General features: G+C 65.3%; 14 protein-coding genes. 4 read left to right on the top strand and 10 right to left on the bottom strand.

All coding sequences use genetic code 11. The features are described 5' to 3' along the window. The 6 genes from EBI04_RS02090 to EBI04_RS02065 are packed head-to-tail and all read right to left on the bottom strand — an operon-like array spanning position 1 to position 6,426. Positions 1–828 carry a carbohydrate ABC transporter permease gene (locus EBI04_RS02090; RefSeq protein ID WP_135255835.1) on the bottom strand — a complete coding sequence of 276 codons (828 nt, stop codon included), beginning with the start codon at positions 826–828 and terminating at the stop codon, positions 1–3. Further along, on the bottom strand, positions 825–1,787 hold the full coding sequence (locus EBI04_RS02085; RefSeq protein ID WP_135255834.1) for a carbohydrate ABC transporter permease: 963 nt from the start codon (positions 1,785–1,787) through the stop codon (positions 825–827). The genes EBI04_RS02090 and EBI04_RS02085 overlap by 4 nt, the downstream gene beginning before the upstream one ends. Positions 1,788–1,809: 22 nt before the next feature. Further along, a complete protein-coding gene (locus tag EBI04_RS02080) occupies positions 1,810–3,084 on the bottom strand; it encodes an ABC transporter substrate-binding protein (protein WP_135255833.1) in 1,275 nt (424 codons plus the stop codon). After that, entirely contained in the window at positions 3,081–4,595 is a 1,515-nt protein-coding gene (locus tag EBI04_RS02075; RefSeq protein ID WP_135255832.1) for a glycoside hydrolase family 3 N-terminal domain-containing protein, read from the bottom strand. Before EBI04_RS02075 ends, EBI04_RS02080 begins: the two co-directional genes overlap by 4 nt. After that, a complete protein-coding gene (locus EBI04_RS02070) occupies positions 4,592–5,452 on the bottom strand; it encodes an N-acetylmuramic acid 6-phosphate etherase (protein WP_135255831.1) in 861 nt (286 codons plus the stop codon). The genes EBI04_RS02075 and EBI04_RS02070 overlap by 4 nt, the downstream gene beginning before the upstream one ends. Further along, a complete protein-coding gene (locus tag EBI04_RS02065; protein WP_135255830.1) occupies positions 5,449–6,426 on the bottom strand; it encodes a serine hydrolase domain-containing protein in 978 nt (325 codons plus the stop codon). Before EBI04_RS02065 ends, EBI04_RS02070 begins: the two co-directional genes overlap by 4 nt. Before the next feature lie 53 nt (positions 6,427–6,479). Here EBI04_RS02065 and EBI04_RS02060 point away from each other — a divergent pair, with 53 nt between their 5' ends. The 3 genes from EBI04_RS02060 to nagA are packed head-to-tail and all read left to right on the top strand — an operon-like array spanning position 6,480 to position 9,272. Next, positions 6,480–7,157 carry a GntR family transcriptional regulator gene (locus EBI04_RS02060; RefSeq protein WP_015716979.1) on the top strand — a complete coding sequence of 226 codons (678 nt, stop codon included), beginning with the start codon at positions 6,480–6,482 and terminating at the stop codon, positions 7,155–7,157. Continuing rightward, the gene (locus EBI04_RS02055) at positions 7,154–8,194 is read left to right on the top strand and encodes an anhydro-N-acetylmuramic acid kinase (protein ID WP_126208950.1); all 1,041 of its coding nucleotides are present in this window, start codon (positions 7,154–7,156) and stop codon (positions 8,192–8,194) included. The genes EBI04_RS02060 and EBI04_RS02055 overlap by 4 nt, the downstream gene beginning before the upstream one ends. A 10-nt stretch (positions 8,195–8,204) precedes the next feature. Further along, on the top strand, positions 8,205–9,272 hold the full coding sequence (gene nagA, locus EBI04_RS02050; RefSeq protein WP_135255829.1) for an N-acetylglucosamine-6-phosphate deacetylase: 1,068 nt from the start codon (positions 8,205–8,207) through the stop codon (positions 9,270–9,272). On the opposite strand, the gene nikC is transcribed toward nagA, so the two are convergent. The 3 genes from nikC to EBI04_RS02035 are packed head-to-tail and all read right to left on the bottom strand — an operon-like array spanning position 9,269 to position 12,706. Then, on the bottom strand, positions 9,269–10,093 hold the full coding sequence (nikC, locus tag EBI04_RS02045; RefSeq protein WP_038069103.1) for a nickel transporter permease: 825 nt from the start codon (positions 10,091–10,093) through the stop codon (positions 9,269–9,271). The genes nagA and nikC overlap by 4 nt on opposite strands. Further along, positions 10,086–11,093: an ABC transporter permease gene (locus EBI04_RS02040; RefSeq protein ID WP_135255828.1), complete on the bottom strand. Its 1,008-nt coding sequence runs from the start codon at positions 11,091–11,093 to the stop codon at positions 10,086–10,088. The genes nikC and EBI04_RS02040 overlap by 8 nt, the downstream gene beginning before the upstream one ends. A gap of 50 nt (positions 11,094–11,143) precedes the next feature. Then, positions 11,144–12,706 carry an ABC transporter substrate-binding protein gene (locus EBI04_RS02035; protein ID WP_015716974.1) on the bottom strand — a complete coding sequence of 521 codons (1,563 nt, stop codon included), beginning with the start codon at positions 12,704–12,706 and terminating at the stop codon, positions 11,144–11,146. 88 nt (positions 12,707–12,794) lie between these two features. Between EBI04_RS02035 and EBI04_RS02030 the strand changes: the two genes are divergently transcribed. After that, positions 12,795–13,565 carry a class I SAM-dependent methyltransferase gene (locus EBI04_RS02030; protein WP_135255827.1) on the top strand — a complete coding sequence of 257 codons (771 nt, stop codon included), beginning with the start codon at positions 12,795–12,797 and terminating at the stop codon, positions 13,563–13,565. 12 nt (positions 13,566–13,577) lie between these two features. On the opposite strand, the gene EBI04_RS02025 is transcribed toward EBI04_RS02030, so the two are convergent. Further along, positions 13,578–14,369, bottom strand: a complete 792-nt coding sequence (locus EBI04_RS02025; protein WP_135255826.1) for an SDR family NAD(P)-dependent oxidoreductase — start codon at positions 14,367–14,369, stop codon at positions 13,578–13,580. Between the last annotated feature and the right edge of the window lie 32 nt (positions 14,370–14,401).

The raw sequence follows: 14,401 nt of genomic DNA, 5'->3' as shown, positions 1-14,401 counted from the left end.
CTACCCCTTCAGGCTTCCCAGGGTAAGGCCCTGGATGAAGTAGCGCTGGGCCAGGAGAAAGACCAGGATGGGCGGAATGGTGCCCAGGGTAAGCCCGGCCATGAGTACCGTCCACTCCGTGGAAAACTGCCCCTGGAAGACCGCCAAGCCCACGGTTAGGGGGCGCATCTCCAAGGAGTTGGTGACGATAAGGGGCCAGAGGAAGCTGTTCCAGCCCGCCAAAAAGGTGAAGGTACCCAAGGTGGCCAAGGCGGGGGCTGCCAGGGGCAGGGCCACCTTCCAGTACACCTGCCAGGGAGTAGCCCCGTCCATGATGGCCGCCTCCTCCAGCTCCCTGGGCAGGTGCAGGAAGTGTTGACGCATGAGGAAGATGGCGAAGGCATCGAAGAGGCCGGGAAGAATAAGGGCGTAGTAGGTGTCCACCCAGCCCAGGTTCCGCATGAGGATGAAAAGGGGGATGATGAGCACGTGCACAGGGATCATCAGGGTGGCGAGGAAGAGGAGGAACAAGGCCCCCTGTCCCCTAAAACGGAAGCGGGCGAAGGCATAACCCGCCATGGCCCCGCTGGTCAGGTTCAGGAAAGTGAGGCCCAAGGCCACCACCAAGGAGTTCAGGTACCAGCGGCCGAAGGGCACGCTGGTGAGGACCCGCTGGTAGTTTTCCCAGTGGAGCTCCTTGGGCCAGACCTCCACAGGGAGGTCAAAGACCGCCCCCGGCGCCTTCAGGCTGGTGGAGATCATCCAGAAGAAGGGCACCAGCATGCTCACCCCCCCGACCAGGAGGACCAGGTAGACGAGGGAATCCCAGAGCTTCCCCAAAAGCCTCATGCTTCCTCCACCACCCACCGCTTGCGCAGGGTCCACTGCAGGTAGGTGAGGGCAAACAGGATGAGGAAGAGGACCCAGGCGATGGCCGAAGCATACCCCATCTCGAAGGGAAAGACGCCGAAGGCCTTGCGGTACAGGTAAAGCATCAGCACGTTGGTGGAATCCAAGGGCCCTCCCCCGGTCATGGTGTACACCAGGCCGAACACCTGGAAACCGCCGATCATGGCGAGAAGGGTGTTCAGAAACACCGTGGGGGAAAGGAGGGGCAAAACCACGTAGAAGAAGCGCTGCAGGTTGTTGGCCCCGTCCAGGCTGGCCGCCTCCAGGTATTCCTTGTTGATGTTCTGCAGTCCCGCCAGGAAGATCAGCATCCTTAACCCTACCCCCGCCCACACCGAGGCCAGGATCACCCCCCACATGGCCCAGGCTGGATCGGAAAGCCATCCGGGTCCCTCCCGGGCCAGCCACGCCACCCACGAGGGAGGGGTTAACCCCAAAAGGCCATAGACACCCTCCATCCTCTCCCCCGCCCAGCGCAGGAAGAGGTTCACTGGCCCCACGGTGGGGTTCAGGATCCAGCGCCAAAGGAGGCCCACCGCCACCACGCTGGTCACCGTGGGCAGGAGGTAGAGGGTGCGGATGAACCGCACCCCGGGCCAAGGGCGGTTCAAGCCCAAAGCCAGGAGCAAGGCCAACACGATCTCCAAGGGCACCGCCACCGCCACGTAGAAAAGGGTGTTGAAGAAAGCCTTGTGGAAGACGGGGTCCTCGAGGAGCTGGCGGTAGTTCTCCAAGCCCACCCAGCTCTCCCGGAAGGTGGCCAGGCCAAGGGGTCTTAACCCATCGTAGGCGACGAAGGAAAGGAGGAGGCTGGTGAGGATGGGCCCCAGGTTGAAGGCCAGGAAGCCCACCAAGGAGGGCAGGAGGAAGAGGAGGGGGAATCGGTAGTAGACACGCATGGGGGCCTCCTGGCCTTAGGGTCTAGCGCTTCTTGCGCTCCGCCTGGACCTCGTCCAGAATCTTCTGCACCTGGGGGGCCACGCCGTCCAGGGCCGCCTTCAGCTCCGCCTTACCCTGCCACACGGGTTCCAAGGCCTTGTTGATGAGTTGCAGGGCCTCGTTCCAGCGCTCGAAGGTTTCCGTGGGCCTTGCCGTGCGGTTTACCGTGAGGAAGTATTGCTGGTTCTTGGGAGGCGGGGGCACGAAGAAGTCCTTGAGGCTTTGGATGCTGCGGTCCACATTCTTCACATCTACCCCCCGGGCGGGGATGATGAGCCCGGTCCTGGTGAAGATGCGGCTGGCCTCAGGGCCAGCCAGGAAGGAAAGGAGCTTCCAAGCGGCCTCCGGGTTCCTGGAACCGGCCGCCATCACCCAGCCGGAGCCGTCTATGTCCACGATGCTTCCTGCCTTGCCCCGGGGAAAGGGCACCACGTCGAAGTCGAACTTGGCCCGGGCCTTAAGGGTGGGTACCCGCCAGCGCCCGTCCACGATCATCCCCGTCTGTCCGTTCAGGAACATGGTGAAGGCCCCGCGGTCCTGGGCCTCCTCGGGAGTGGGGGCCACGTGGTGCTTGTAGCGGAGGTCCAGATAAAACTGCAAGCCCTCCAGGGACGCCGGGCTATTCAGCAGGAACCGGCTGTGGTCAGGGGCATAAAACCGCCCGCCCGCACTCCAGACCCAGGGTTCCCAGAAGAGGTAGAAGGTCTGGAAGGAAACCCCCCACTGGACCCTTTTGCCATCCTTTTCCACGGTGAGGGCCTTGGCGTAGCGGAGGAAATCCTCCCAGGTCCAGTCGGGCTTGGGATCGGGCAGGCCCGCCTTCCGGAGGAGGGTGCGGTTATAGAAGACCACCAGGTTGGACACATCCCGGGGCAGGCCATATTGCTTCCCCTCCCACTGGAAGGCCTTGAGGATGCCCGGGAAGATATCGGCGGTGGGGTACTTGTCCCGCTGGATAAAGGCGTCCAGGGGAGCCAGCACGCCTCTCGAGGCCATCCCCGGGAAGTCTATGTTGTTGAGGAAGAAGACATCCGGCGGGGTACCGGCCGCCATCATGGCGGTGATCTTGGCCAGGTACTCCCCGGAGGGGATGTTGATGTACTCCACCTGGATACCCGGGTTCCTCTCCTGGAAGACCTTAAGCACCTCCTGGTATGCCTTGATCTCCTCCTGGCTCCCCCAGCTGGCCAGGACCAGCTTCTGGGCAGAAGCAAGCCCTAGGAGCACCGCCAAAACAGCCACAACCCACCTTCTCATGGTTCACCTCCAAAGACCCATTGCCCCGTAGGGGCATACACCCCTGCGAGGGCCTCCAACGCGGCCCGGACCTGGACCGCGCGGTAGCCGTGGGTAGCCAGATAGCCCGTGGGCCTCCCTGGAAGGAAGCGAAGGTCGTCGGGGTTGCCCAAGGCCACCAGGTATAGGGGTTTGCCCAGGGCCAGGAGCTCCTTCACCAAGGTCCTTTGCCCCTCCTTGAAACCGCCAAGCCAGCGGTAGGTGGAGGCCACCAGGCGCTCCGCCTTCCTGGCCTCCGCCAAGGCCTTCTGGATCTCCACCGGGGTGGGATCCTCCGAAAGGATGAGCCCCCGGCTTCCGGGAAGGTACTGGGGGGCAAGGTCCGCCAGGGTGGGCTCCGCTCCGTAGCGGTCGGAGATCCTCAGGCCCAAGACCAAGGTTCCCTGACCGGGTATGGGCAGGGGGCCAAAGCGGTGCACCACGCCCCGCCGGGCCGCCTCGAGGGCCAAAGCCTCCTCCTCCTCCTTCGGGGTGAAAGGGCATTCCCCCTGGCCTGCCTTAAGGCCCTGAGCCCGCCTTCTGGCCTCCTCTGCCCGGGAAAGGGGAATCTCCTGGCCCAGGGCCTTGGAGAGCCGGGCGTGCACCTCCCGGATGGCCGCCTCATCGGGTTCCAGCAGGAGCAAATCAGCCCCGGCCTTCACGGCTAGAACCGCCGCCTCCCCCGCCCCGTAGTGGCGCTTGATGGCCCCCATAGCCATGTCATCGGTAAGGATGGCCCCGGTAAAGCCCATCTCCCTCCGGAGCAAGCCTGTGAGGATTTTGGCCGAAAGGGTGGCGGGGTATTTGGGATCCAAGGCGGGAAAGAGGATGTGGGCGGTCATGAGGGCCGGCATCCCCGCGGCCACATAGCGGCGGAAGGGAAGGAGCTCCGCCCCCTCCAGGGCCTCCTTGGGCTTATCCACCCGGGGCAGGTCCAGGTGGGAGTCCACCCCCGTGTCCCCATGCCCGGGGAAGTGCTTGCCCACGGGCTTCGCCCCGGAGCGCAAAACCCCCCGGGCAAAGGCCAGGCCCATGCGGGCCACCCGCTCGGGGTCGGCGCCGAAGGAGCGAAGGCCGATGATGGGGTTGTTGGGGTTGGTGTTCACGTCCAGAACCGGCGCCAGGTTCACATCCGCCCCAAGCCGCCGCACCTGGCACCCCAGGGCCCAGCCCACCCGCTCCACCAGGCCCTCATCCCCGCTGGCGGAAAGGGCCATGGCCGAGGGGAAGCGCACCACCCCCTCCCGGTAGGACGTAAAGGGTCCCCCCTCCTGGTCCACCAGGAGAAGAAGCTTGGGATCCAAGGCCCTGAGACGGGCCACCACCCCCTGGGGATCCCGGCGGAGGTTGGAGGGGTAAAGGATGACCCCGGCGGGACGGATCTCCTTGAGAAGGGCCACCGGCACCTCTTCCCCCTTGAAGCTCACGATGAGAAAGTTTCCCGCCTGGGCCGCCGCCATGCCCATTCCCGCCAGGATGGCCAAAAGCCTCACCTCCTTACCTCCACCAAAGCCCCCCTGACCCCCTTTTCCTCCAGGAGGGCCAAGGCTTCCTCCGCCCCCAGGCCCAAGGCCACCAAGGCCGCCAAGGCGGGGTCCCGGTAGACTTCCAGAAGCCTCTTCGCTTCCTCCCCCGAAACCCCCGCCATTTCCTTCACCATCTCCGCGGCCCGGGTCCGGAGCTTGGCGTTTTGCACCCGCATGCGAGCCATACGGTTCCCATAAACCCGGCCCAAACGCACCATCACCAAGGTGGAAAAAAGGTTTAGGGCCACCTTCTGGGCCGTGCCTGCCCCCAGGCGGGTGCTCCCGGCGATGGGCTCGGGCCCGGTGTTGAGAAGGATGGGATGGTCCGCCTCCAGAAGGAGGGGAGTTCCGGGATTGTTGGCCAGGGCCACGGTCAGGGCTCCCTGTTCCTTGGCCCCCCGCAGTACCCCGAGGGTAAAGGGAGTCTGGCCGCTGGCCGCCACCGCCAGGAGGACATCCTGGGGAGCCACACTCCTTCCCAGGGTTAGCCCCCCCTCGAGGTCGTCCTCCGCGCCCTCTACCGCCTCGGAAAAGGCCCTTTCCCCACCGGCCAAGAGGAAGCGCACCCGGCTGAAGCCAAAGGTGGGCAGGAGCTCCACCCCATCCAGCACCGCCAGCCGCCCGCTGGTCCCTGCCCCGGCGTAGGCCAGGTAGCCCCCTGCCCGTAGACGCTCCACCGCGGCCCCGGCGGCTTTCTCCAGGGCAGGAAGGGCCTCCTTAAGGGCGGCCACGGCCCGGAGCTGGGCCTCGTAAAGGGCCTCGAGAACCTCCCCTGCGGGCCAGAGGTCCAGGTCCCGGTAGCGCTGGGCCACGCCTTCCGTCATACCACCTCCGCAGCCAGGGCATTTCCCACCGCCCGGCGCAGGGGGGCCAGGGAGGACCGGTGCCGGGTCGGGTGCACGGCGTTGGTCAAAAGAGCCCAGGCGTACCCCCGCTCCGGGTCCACCCACACCCCCACCCCGGTGAAGCCCGTGTGGCCGAAAGCCTTTTCCGAAGCCAGGCTCCCCCCTTGCCAGCCAGGCCTCTTCCTCTCCCAACCCAAAAGCCTTTCCCCGTGGGGCCTCTGCATTTCCTCCAGGGCTGCCCGGGAAAGCCAGGTGCCCCCCAGGATAGCCGCAAGCTGGTCCAGAACGCCCTCCAGGGTGCCGAAAAGCCCTGCATGCCCGGCCGCCCCCCCAAGGGCAAAGGCGTTTTCATCATGCACCTCTCCCCGGAGCACCCGCTTCCTCCAGGGGCAAAGCTCCGTGGCCACGCTCCGCTCCGGAGGCGGGGAGAAGCTAAGGCCAGGGGGTAAAGGGAACGCCCCAAGGGGCTTACCCCTTAGGCGTTCCAGGAGAAGGCCCAGGAGAATGTAGCCGATATCCGAGTACTGAGGTTCGCCCAAGGGCCAGGGGTGCTGGAGCACCCGGGCCTTTAAAACCTCCCCTTCCCCCCAGGTGTACAAAGCCTCCCAGGCGGGGAGGCCCGCTGTATGGGCCAAAAGAGCCCGCACGCTTACCCCCTTAAGGGGATGGTCCTGAAGCCAGAGCATCTCGGGGAGGTGCTGGGAGAGGGGGTCATCCAGATCCAAAAGGCCCTCCTCCACCGCCCTCAGCACCTCCCGCAAGGTGAAAAGCGGTTTGGTAAGGCTCGCCAGGTCAAAGTAGAAACCCTCCTCCAGGGGAACCGGTTCGGGTATCCTTTGGGCCAACCCCAGGTGGACGACCTCCTTACGGCCATCCGCATGGACTATCCCAAGGGCTGCCCCAGGAACCACACCCCTGGCCACCGCCTCCTCCAAAAGGGCCCTGGCCCGCATGGCCCCAAGTGTATAACGGCCTGCCATTGGTAGGCAAGTGGTAGAATATCGCCATGGCCCACGGCCCCCTTTACCTGGAACTGGCCCGACGGCTCAGGGAGGGCATCCTTCAGGGCAACTTCCAGGACGCCCTCCCCCCGGAACGGGCCTTGTCCGAGGCCTTCGGGGTATCCCGGGATAGCGTGCGCAAGGCCTTGGACCTTCTGGAGGAGGAAGGCTTGGTGGTCCGCCGGCAAGGAAGCGGCACCTTTGTGGCCAAAAGGGCCACCTTCCGCACCCGGCTCAGGGGTTTCAGCGAGGAAATGGAGGCCCTGGGTATGAAGCCCAGCACCAGGATCCTGGGCGTGGAGAAAGGCCCTGCCACCCCAGAGGAGGCCATGGCCCTGGGGCTCTCCCCGGGGGAAGAGGTGCTCCGCCTAGTGCGCCTTAGGCTTGCGGACGGAGAGCCCATGGCCCTGGAACGGGCCACCCTGCCCGCCTGGGCTCTGGATGAGGTCCCCCCAGGTTCCCTCTACCAGGCCCTCGAGGCCAAGGGCTTGAGGCCCGTGCGCGCCCTGCAACGCCTCCGGGCCGTGGCCGCCCGGGAAGAGGCCAGGCTGCTTGGGGTGGAGCCGGGAAGCCCCCTCCTTCACCTGGAGCGGATAAGCTATCTGCAGGACGGAAGGCCCGTAGAACGGGTGAAGAGCTGGTACCGGGCGGACCGGTACGAGCTTTTGGTGGAGCTCTCATGAGGGTACTGGGCCTTATGTCGGGAACCAGCGCCGACGGGGTGGACCTGGTCCTGGCGGAGTTCACAGGCTCCCCTCCGGAGGTGGCTCACCGGGTCCTGGCCCATCGGGAGGTGGCCTACCCGGAGGAGCTGCGGATGCGGGTACTCCGGGCCATGCGCCACGCGGACACCCGGGAGATCGCCCTCCTCCACCACGACCTGGGGCGGTTCTATCTGGAGGCTGCGTTCCCCTTCAGGGGAAGTGCTGAGCTGGTGGCCCTTTCGGGCCAGACCATCTGGCATGAGCCGCCCAGGGCCACCTTCCAACTTGGGGAACCCAGCCACCTGGCCCTGGGCCTCGAGGTGCCGGTGGTCTACGGCTTCCGGAGCATGGACCTGGCCGCAGGAGGCCAGGGGGCTCCCCTGGTGGCCTATCCGGACCTCCTTCTTTACGGGGAGGCGGGAAAGCGCAAGGCCGTTCACAACCTCGGGGGAATCTCCAACCTAACCTATTTCCACGGAAAGGATCCCAGCTCCCTGCTGGCCTTTGATACCGGGCCTGGGGTCTGCCTTTTTGATGAGGCTGCTGGTATCCTGGGGCTCACCTGGGAAGAAGCCACGGCCCTGGCGGAGAAAGCCAAGCCCGATGAGGAGGCCCTTAAGACCTGGCTTTCCCATCCCTACTTCCAGGCTCCCCCACCCAAGACCACGGGCCGGGAGGTCTGGCGGCTTGAGCACCTCTCGCCCTTGCCCCAGGATCCCGCCCGCCTTCTCCGTAGCCTCTTGGAACTCACCGCCCGGAGCATCCTCGAGGCTTACCGGCGCTTTGTGGGTCAGGTGGACCAGGTCCTCCTGGCCGGGGGTGGAGCGAGAAACCGGGTTTTGGTGGCGCTTCTTTCCCAACATCTCCCCGTATCCGTGATGGAAAACCCCAAGGTGCGGGAAGCCCTGGCCTTCGCCCTATTGGGCTACCTCCACGCCATAGGTGAGGTGAATGTGCTAGGCCGGGCCACCGGTGGCCGGGACCTTAGGGCCGGGCAACGGGTGGAACCCGGATAAGGAGGCGGTTGTGCTAACAGGCTCCATCCTGACTCCCCAAGGCTTCGTACGGGGCAGGCTCCACTTCGGCGAGCGCATAGAGGCCATAGAGGAGGCTCCCGTGGAGGGCCCTTACATCCTCCCGGGCTTCCTGGACCTCCACGTGCACGGGGGAGGCGGACGGGAGGTGATGGAGGGCCAGGAGGGAGTCGAAGCCACCTTGCGCTTCCACCTCCAGCACGGCACCACAGGCCTCCTCGCCACCACCGTCACTGCTCCCCTGGCCGACCTGGAAAGAGCCCTCAAAGGAGCGCAGGCGGCCATGGAAGGCCCTTGGGGAAAGGCCCTTCTGGGCGTTCACCTGGAGGGTCCTTTCATCAGCCCAAACCGCCTGGGAGCCCAGCCCCGTTTCCCCCTTCCCCCGGACCGGGAAATAGCCAGCCATCTTCTCTCCCTGGCTCCCGTGCGGGTCATTACCCTGGCCCCCGAGCTTCCCGGGGCCCTAGAACTCATCCGCTTCCTAGCGGAAAAGGGCATCCGGGTCCAACTCGGGCACACGGAAGCCCGCTACGAGGAGGCCCTATCCGCCCTGGAGGCGGGGGCGGTGGGCTTCACCCACCTCTATAACGCCATGACCGGCCTGCACCACCGGGCCCCGGGGGTGGTGGGCCTAGCCCTGGAACGGGGGGAATGGGCCGAGATCATCCCCGATGGCCTGCATGTGCACCCGGCCGCCATCCGGCTGGCTTTGAAGACCATTCCCGGGCTGTACTTTGTGAGCGACGCCGTGGCCGCGGCGGGGATGCCGGAGGGCACCTATCCCCTGGGGGCCCATCGGGTGGAGAAGCGAAAGGAGGGGGTGTGGCTGGGGGAGTCCCTGGCGGGGAGCACCCTTACCCTGGACCGGGCCTTAAGGAACCTGGTGGCCTGGGGCGTGCCCTTGGAAGAGGCGGCCAAGCGGCTATCCCTGTACCCGGCCCGGTACCTGGGCCTTTCGGACCGGGGGGAGATCGCCTTGGGGAAGCGGGCGGATCTCGTGGTGCTGGACAAGGCCCTAAGGGTGCTGGAGGTGTACCTGGAAGGGGAACAGCTGGCCTAGTGTCCCCTGGGGTCCAGCACATCCCTAAGCCCATCCCCCAGGAGGTTAAAGGCCAAAACCGTGAGCAGAATCCCCACCGCCGGGGCTGTGGCCGCCCAGGGAGCCTCGGCCATGTAGTTGCGGGTTTCCGCCACCATGGCCCCCCACTCCGGGGTGGGGGGCTGGGCGCCAAAGCCGATAAAGGAAAGTCCCGCAGCGGTCAGAATGGCGGCCCCCACCTCGTAGCTGGCCTGCACCAGCACGGGGGTAAGGGCATTGGGAAGGAGGTGTCGGAAAAGAATCCGGCCTTGGCCTGCCCCCAAGGCCCTGGCTGCCTCCACGAACTCCCGCTCCCGCAAGGCCAGCACCTGGGCCCGCACCAACCTGGCGTAGATGGGCCAGGTAACCAGGGCCACAGCGATGACGGTGTTGGTCAGGTTCGGGCCCAAGGCGGCGGCGATGGCCATGGCCAGAATCAGGGAGGGAAAGGCAAAGAAGATGTCGGTGAGGCGCATGAGGAGGTTGTCCCACACCCCGCCAAGCCCGCCCGCCAAGAGGCCCACGCTCACGCCCAAAAAACTGGCCAGAAGGACCACCCCGAAGCCCACCCCAAGGCTAATCCTGGTCCCATGAACCACCCGGGCCCAGACATCCCGCCCAAGCTGGTCGGTGCCCAGGGGATGCCCAGGACCTGGGGGCTTTAACCGCTCCAGCAGGTTCTGTTCCAAAGGATCCCCGGCCACCATGGGTCCCAAAAGGGCCACAAGAATGAGAAGAATCAGCAAGGCGAGGCCCAAAACGGCCCCAGGGTTGCGGAAAAACCGGCGCAGGAACTTACGCATACCGGATCCTCGGGTCCAGAAGAGCGTAAAGGAGGTCCACCACCAGGTTCAGCAGCGAGTAGATGACCCCTACCAGGAGGGTCACCCCCATAACCGCAGGAAAGTCTAGGCTGGTGGCCGACTGGGTCACGTAACGGCCTAGGCCGGGCCAGGAAAAGATGGTTTCCGTGAGCACCGCTCCCGACAAAAGCCCACCCATGAGCCCGCCCAGAAGGGTGAGAACGGGCAGGGCAGCGTTTTTCAAGGCGTGGCGGAGCACCACCTGGCGCTCAGAAAGCCCCTTAGCCCAGGCGGTACGCACATAGTCCTGGGAAAGCACCTCCAGCATGGCCGCCCGCACCATGCGGGCCAGCAAGGCGGCCGAGGCGGAGCCCAGGACGAAGGCCGGCAGGAAAAGGTGGGCCAGGGCATCCTGAAAGGCTGCGAAGTCACGGGCCAGGAGGGCGTCCACGGTCACCATGCCCGTAACCGGCGGAGGAGGGATGAGGTAGGGATCCAGTCTTCCTGGACCCGGCAAAACCCCAAGCCTACGGTGCAGGAGATCCAGAAGGAGGATGGCCAGGAAAAAAACGGGGGTAGAGCCGAGGAGAAGGGCCATAAGCCGTACCAGGAGGTCCGGCACCCGGTTCTGCCTTAAGGCCGCCCACACCCCGGCGGGTATACCCAGGAGGATAGCCACCCAAAAGGCGGCCAGGGCCAGCTCCAAGGTGGCGGGGAAAAACTCCCGGAGGTCCTCGGCCACAGGGCGCCCCGTGCGCAGGGAGCGCCCTAGGTCCAGCTGCAAAAGCCGTTGCAGATAGATGCCATACTGAACCAGCAGGGGCTTGTCCAGGCCGTAGCGCTCCCGGAACTCACGGATCTGCTCCTCCCTGGCATTCTCGCCCAAAGCCGCTGCCGCCGGATCTATGGGGATCACCTGGGCGATGAAGAAGGTGATGAAGGTGATGCCCACCCCCACGAAGACCACCATGAAAAGCCGCCTCAGGATGTAAGCGCCCATAGCAGAAGCCCGCAAGCCAGCGCCTGCGGGCCTAACTATACCCCATCCCTTTAGGGTTGCTTGCTCACCTGCCAGAGGGGTACGGACATCATGGGGTTCTTCACAAATCCCTCCACCTTGGCCGAAAGGCCGATGGGCAAGGCAGGCTGGTAGAGGACCACGTAGGGGCCCTCCCGCAGGACCTTTTCCGTGAGCACCTTGTACAGGGCCTTGCGCTTGGTGGGGTCTGCCTCGAGGGCCGCTTGCCGGGCCAGCTTGGCCGCCACCTCGTCGTTGTAGCTGTTGCGCCAGGCCAAGGAGCGGGCCCCATAGTCCGCCCAGGGGGTGGCGTTGCCGTCGGGATCGGGGAAGTCCGGGCTCCAACCGGCCAGGACCATCTGATGGTTCTGGGCCCGGTAGATGTTGAGCACTTCAGCATTGGCAATGGCGCGGATCCTGGCCTTCAGGCCTGCCCTGGCCATGTCGGCCTGCAGCTTGGCGGCCACATCCGGGCAAGGTACCCCACCGCCGCAGATCCCGGTGCTGGTAAGGAGTTCAAACTCCAGGCCCTGGGGGTAACCCGCCTCCGCCAGAAGCTTCCTCGCCCGCGCTGGGTCATAGGTGTAGGGAGCGATAGGGTTATATCCCAGAAGGCCCTTGGGGATGAAGGTCTGGATCTTCACGGCATTGCCTTGGAGGAGACCCTGAATGAGCTCATCCTGGTTCACCGCATAGCGCACCGCCTCCCGCACCTTCGGGTTAGCGAAGGGGCTTCCTGGCTTCATGTTCATGCCCAGGTACTGAAGGCGCAGGGTTTCCGCCCGGACCACCTTGAAGCGGGGGTTGTTGGCGATGGCCCGCAAACCCTCCGGGGTGAGGCCCTCGGCGATGTCGATCTCCCCGGACTCCAAGGCCGTGCGGAGAACCGCGGGCTCCTGGATGTAGCGCAGAACCACCCGCTGGACCTTGGGCTTGATGCGGGCGTAGGGGTTGGCCTCGAGGATCACCTGGTTTCCCCGGTCCCAGCGCACCAGGCGGTAAGGGCCGGACCCGGCGGAGTTGTTGGTGAGGAAATCCTTGCCGTAATCGTTCCCCTTAGCGTTTTTCTGGGCCTCCTCCGAGTCCACAATGCCCCCCAGGGTAAAGGTAAGGATGGAGAGGAAGGACTGTGGCGAAGCGGTCTTGGGGATGCGCACCTCCACCGTGTAGGGGTCCAGGGCCTTGGTCGCCCCCGGCTTGAGCTGGGCGATCTCGGTGAACAGGAACGAGCCGGGCCCCTTAAGGGCTAAAGCCCGTTCAAAGCTAAAGACCACGTCCTTGGCTGTGACCTCCCGTCCGGTGGAGAACCGGCTCCCCTTGCGAAGCTTGAAGGTGAGGATCCAGTCGCTGGTGCCCCGCTCCACCTTCCAGCTTTCCGCCAGCCCTGGGCGCAGGGTGGAGAGGTCGTTCCCCTCAAAGCGCACCAGGGTTTCATAGAGGTTATCGGCGATCATCACCCCGCTGAACTCGTAGACCACCTGGGGATCCAGGGTGATCAGGTCCGTCCAATCCCCGCCGTAAACCAGCACCTGGGTCCGGTCCTGGGCCACGGCCAAGCCCAGGAACGCCAAGAACCAAACCGCCCATCGCTTCATACGCTCCTCCTTCCCGTTCAACCTTCAGCCTAAGGGGCCACCAGGCCCTCGTCAACATCCGGACGTAAAATGAAACCCGGAGGAAGCCGTGGACAAAAAACAGAAGGAGCTGGCCCGGAGCTTTTTCTCCCGCCACGCCCAGGGGTATGCCCAAAGCATCAGCCACGCCGGAGGCCGCGATCTGAAGAGGTTGCTGGAGCTTTTAGAACCAAGGTCCTCGGAAAGAGCCCTGGATGTGGCCACGGGTCCCGGCCACACGGCTTTGGCCCTGGCCCCTTTTGTGCGGGAAGTCATCGGGATCGACCTGACCCCAGAAATGGCTATGCCTTTCGCCCAGGCCGCCCGCGAACGGGGCTTGCGCAATGTCCGCTTCCTGGTGAGAGACGCCGAGTCCCTGCCCTTTCCTGAGGGGGAGTTCCATCTGGTCACCACCCGGAGGGCCGCCCATCACTTTCCCCGCATCGCCAGAGCCTTAGCCGAGATGGCCAGGGTGCTGAAGCCAGGAGGCCGTCTGGGAATCGCCGACATGGTGGCCCCGGAAAACCCAGAGGCCGCCCAACTCTTCAACGCCCTCGAGGCAGCCCGGGATAACTCCCACGTGCGGGCGTACACCGTGGAGGAATGGCAGGGGCTCATTAAGGAGGTGGGCTTAAGCCTCCTCCACCTGGAGGCGTTTGAGGAGGAAGTCGCCTGGCCTGAGTGGCTCTATCCCCTGGACCCAAAAGGGTGGGAAGCGAAGCGGGTGGAGGAAGTTCTGGCCCAGGCTTCCCCCGGGACCCGCCCCCTGGTGGTCCGGGAAGGGCCAGGGGACCGCACCCTCATCAAGCGCCGGATGGTCCTGGTGGCCCTGAAGGGCTAGGGCCCAGCTGGGCTAAAGGGGCGGGGTAAACCGCCCGTCCACTGCCGTCCAACCCCCATCCACCAGGAAGAGGGTGCCGGTCACGTAGCTGGAAGCCGGCGAGGCCAGGAACACCACCGCCATGGCCACTTCCTCGGGCTTTCCCCAGCGCAAGAGGGCGGTTTTCTCCGCATAGGCCCGGTACCAATCGGGATGGGCTTTGATGGGAGCGGTGAGGGGAGTTTCTATGGGCCCAGGGGCAATGGCGTTGGCCCGCACCCCATAGGGCCCAAGCTCCGCGGCCAGGGTACGCATGATCTGGAGGATCCCCGCCTTGGTGGCCGCATAAACCCCCTGCCCTGGTTCCACCACCAGGGCCCTTATGGAGGCAAAGGCGATGAGGCTTCCCCCCCTTTGCTCCCGCATCACCCGTCCCCCAGCCCTTAAAAGCCGCAAGGTTCCCTTCAGGTTCAGGTCCACCACCCGGTCGATCTCCTCGTCGGTGTAGTCCAGAAGGGGCTTGCGCACGTTGATGGCCGGGGTGGAAACCAAGGCATCCAGCCGGCCATGGGCCCGGTGCACCCTCTCCACCAACGCCTCGGCCTGGCCCCTGGCTGCCAGGTCGAGGAGGTGGGCCTCCGCCACCCCGCCTTGCCTGCGGATGGCCTCGAGGACCTCCTCCAGACCCTTTTCATCCCGGTCCGCCAGGACCACCTTAGCCCCAAAGGCCGCCAGGGCCTCCGCGGAGGCCCGCCCGATTCCGGAGGCCGCCCCCACCACCAAAGCCACCTGCCCTCCTAGGTCGAAAAGTTGCCGGTAGTTCACCGCCACCTCCTTTCGTTTAGGCCAGCATACCG

Source organism: Thermus caldilimi, assembly GCF_004684245.1.
Taxonomy (GTDB): Bacteria; Deinococcota; Deinococci; order Deinococcales; family Thermaceae; genus Thermus; species Thermus caldilimi.
The sequence above is the reverse complement of the archived record's forward strand: the minus strand, read 5'-3'. Positions and strand labels throughout refer to the sequence as shown.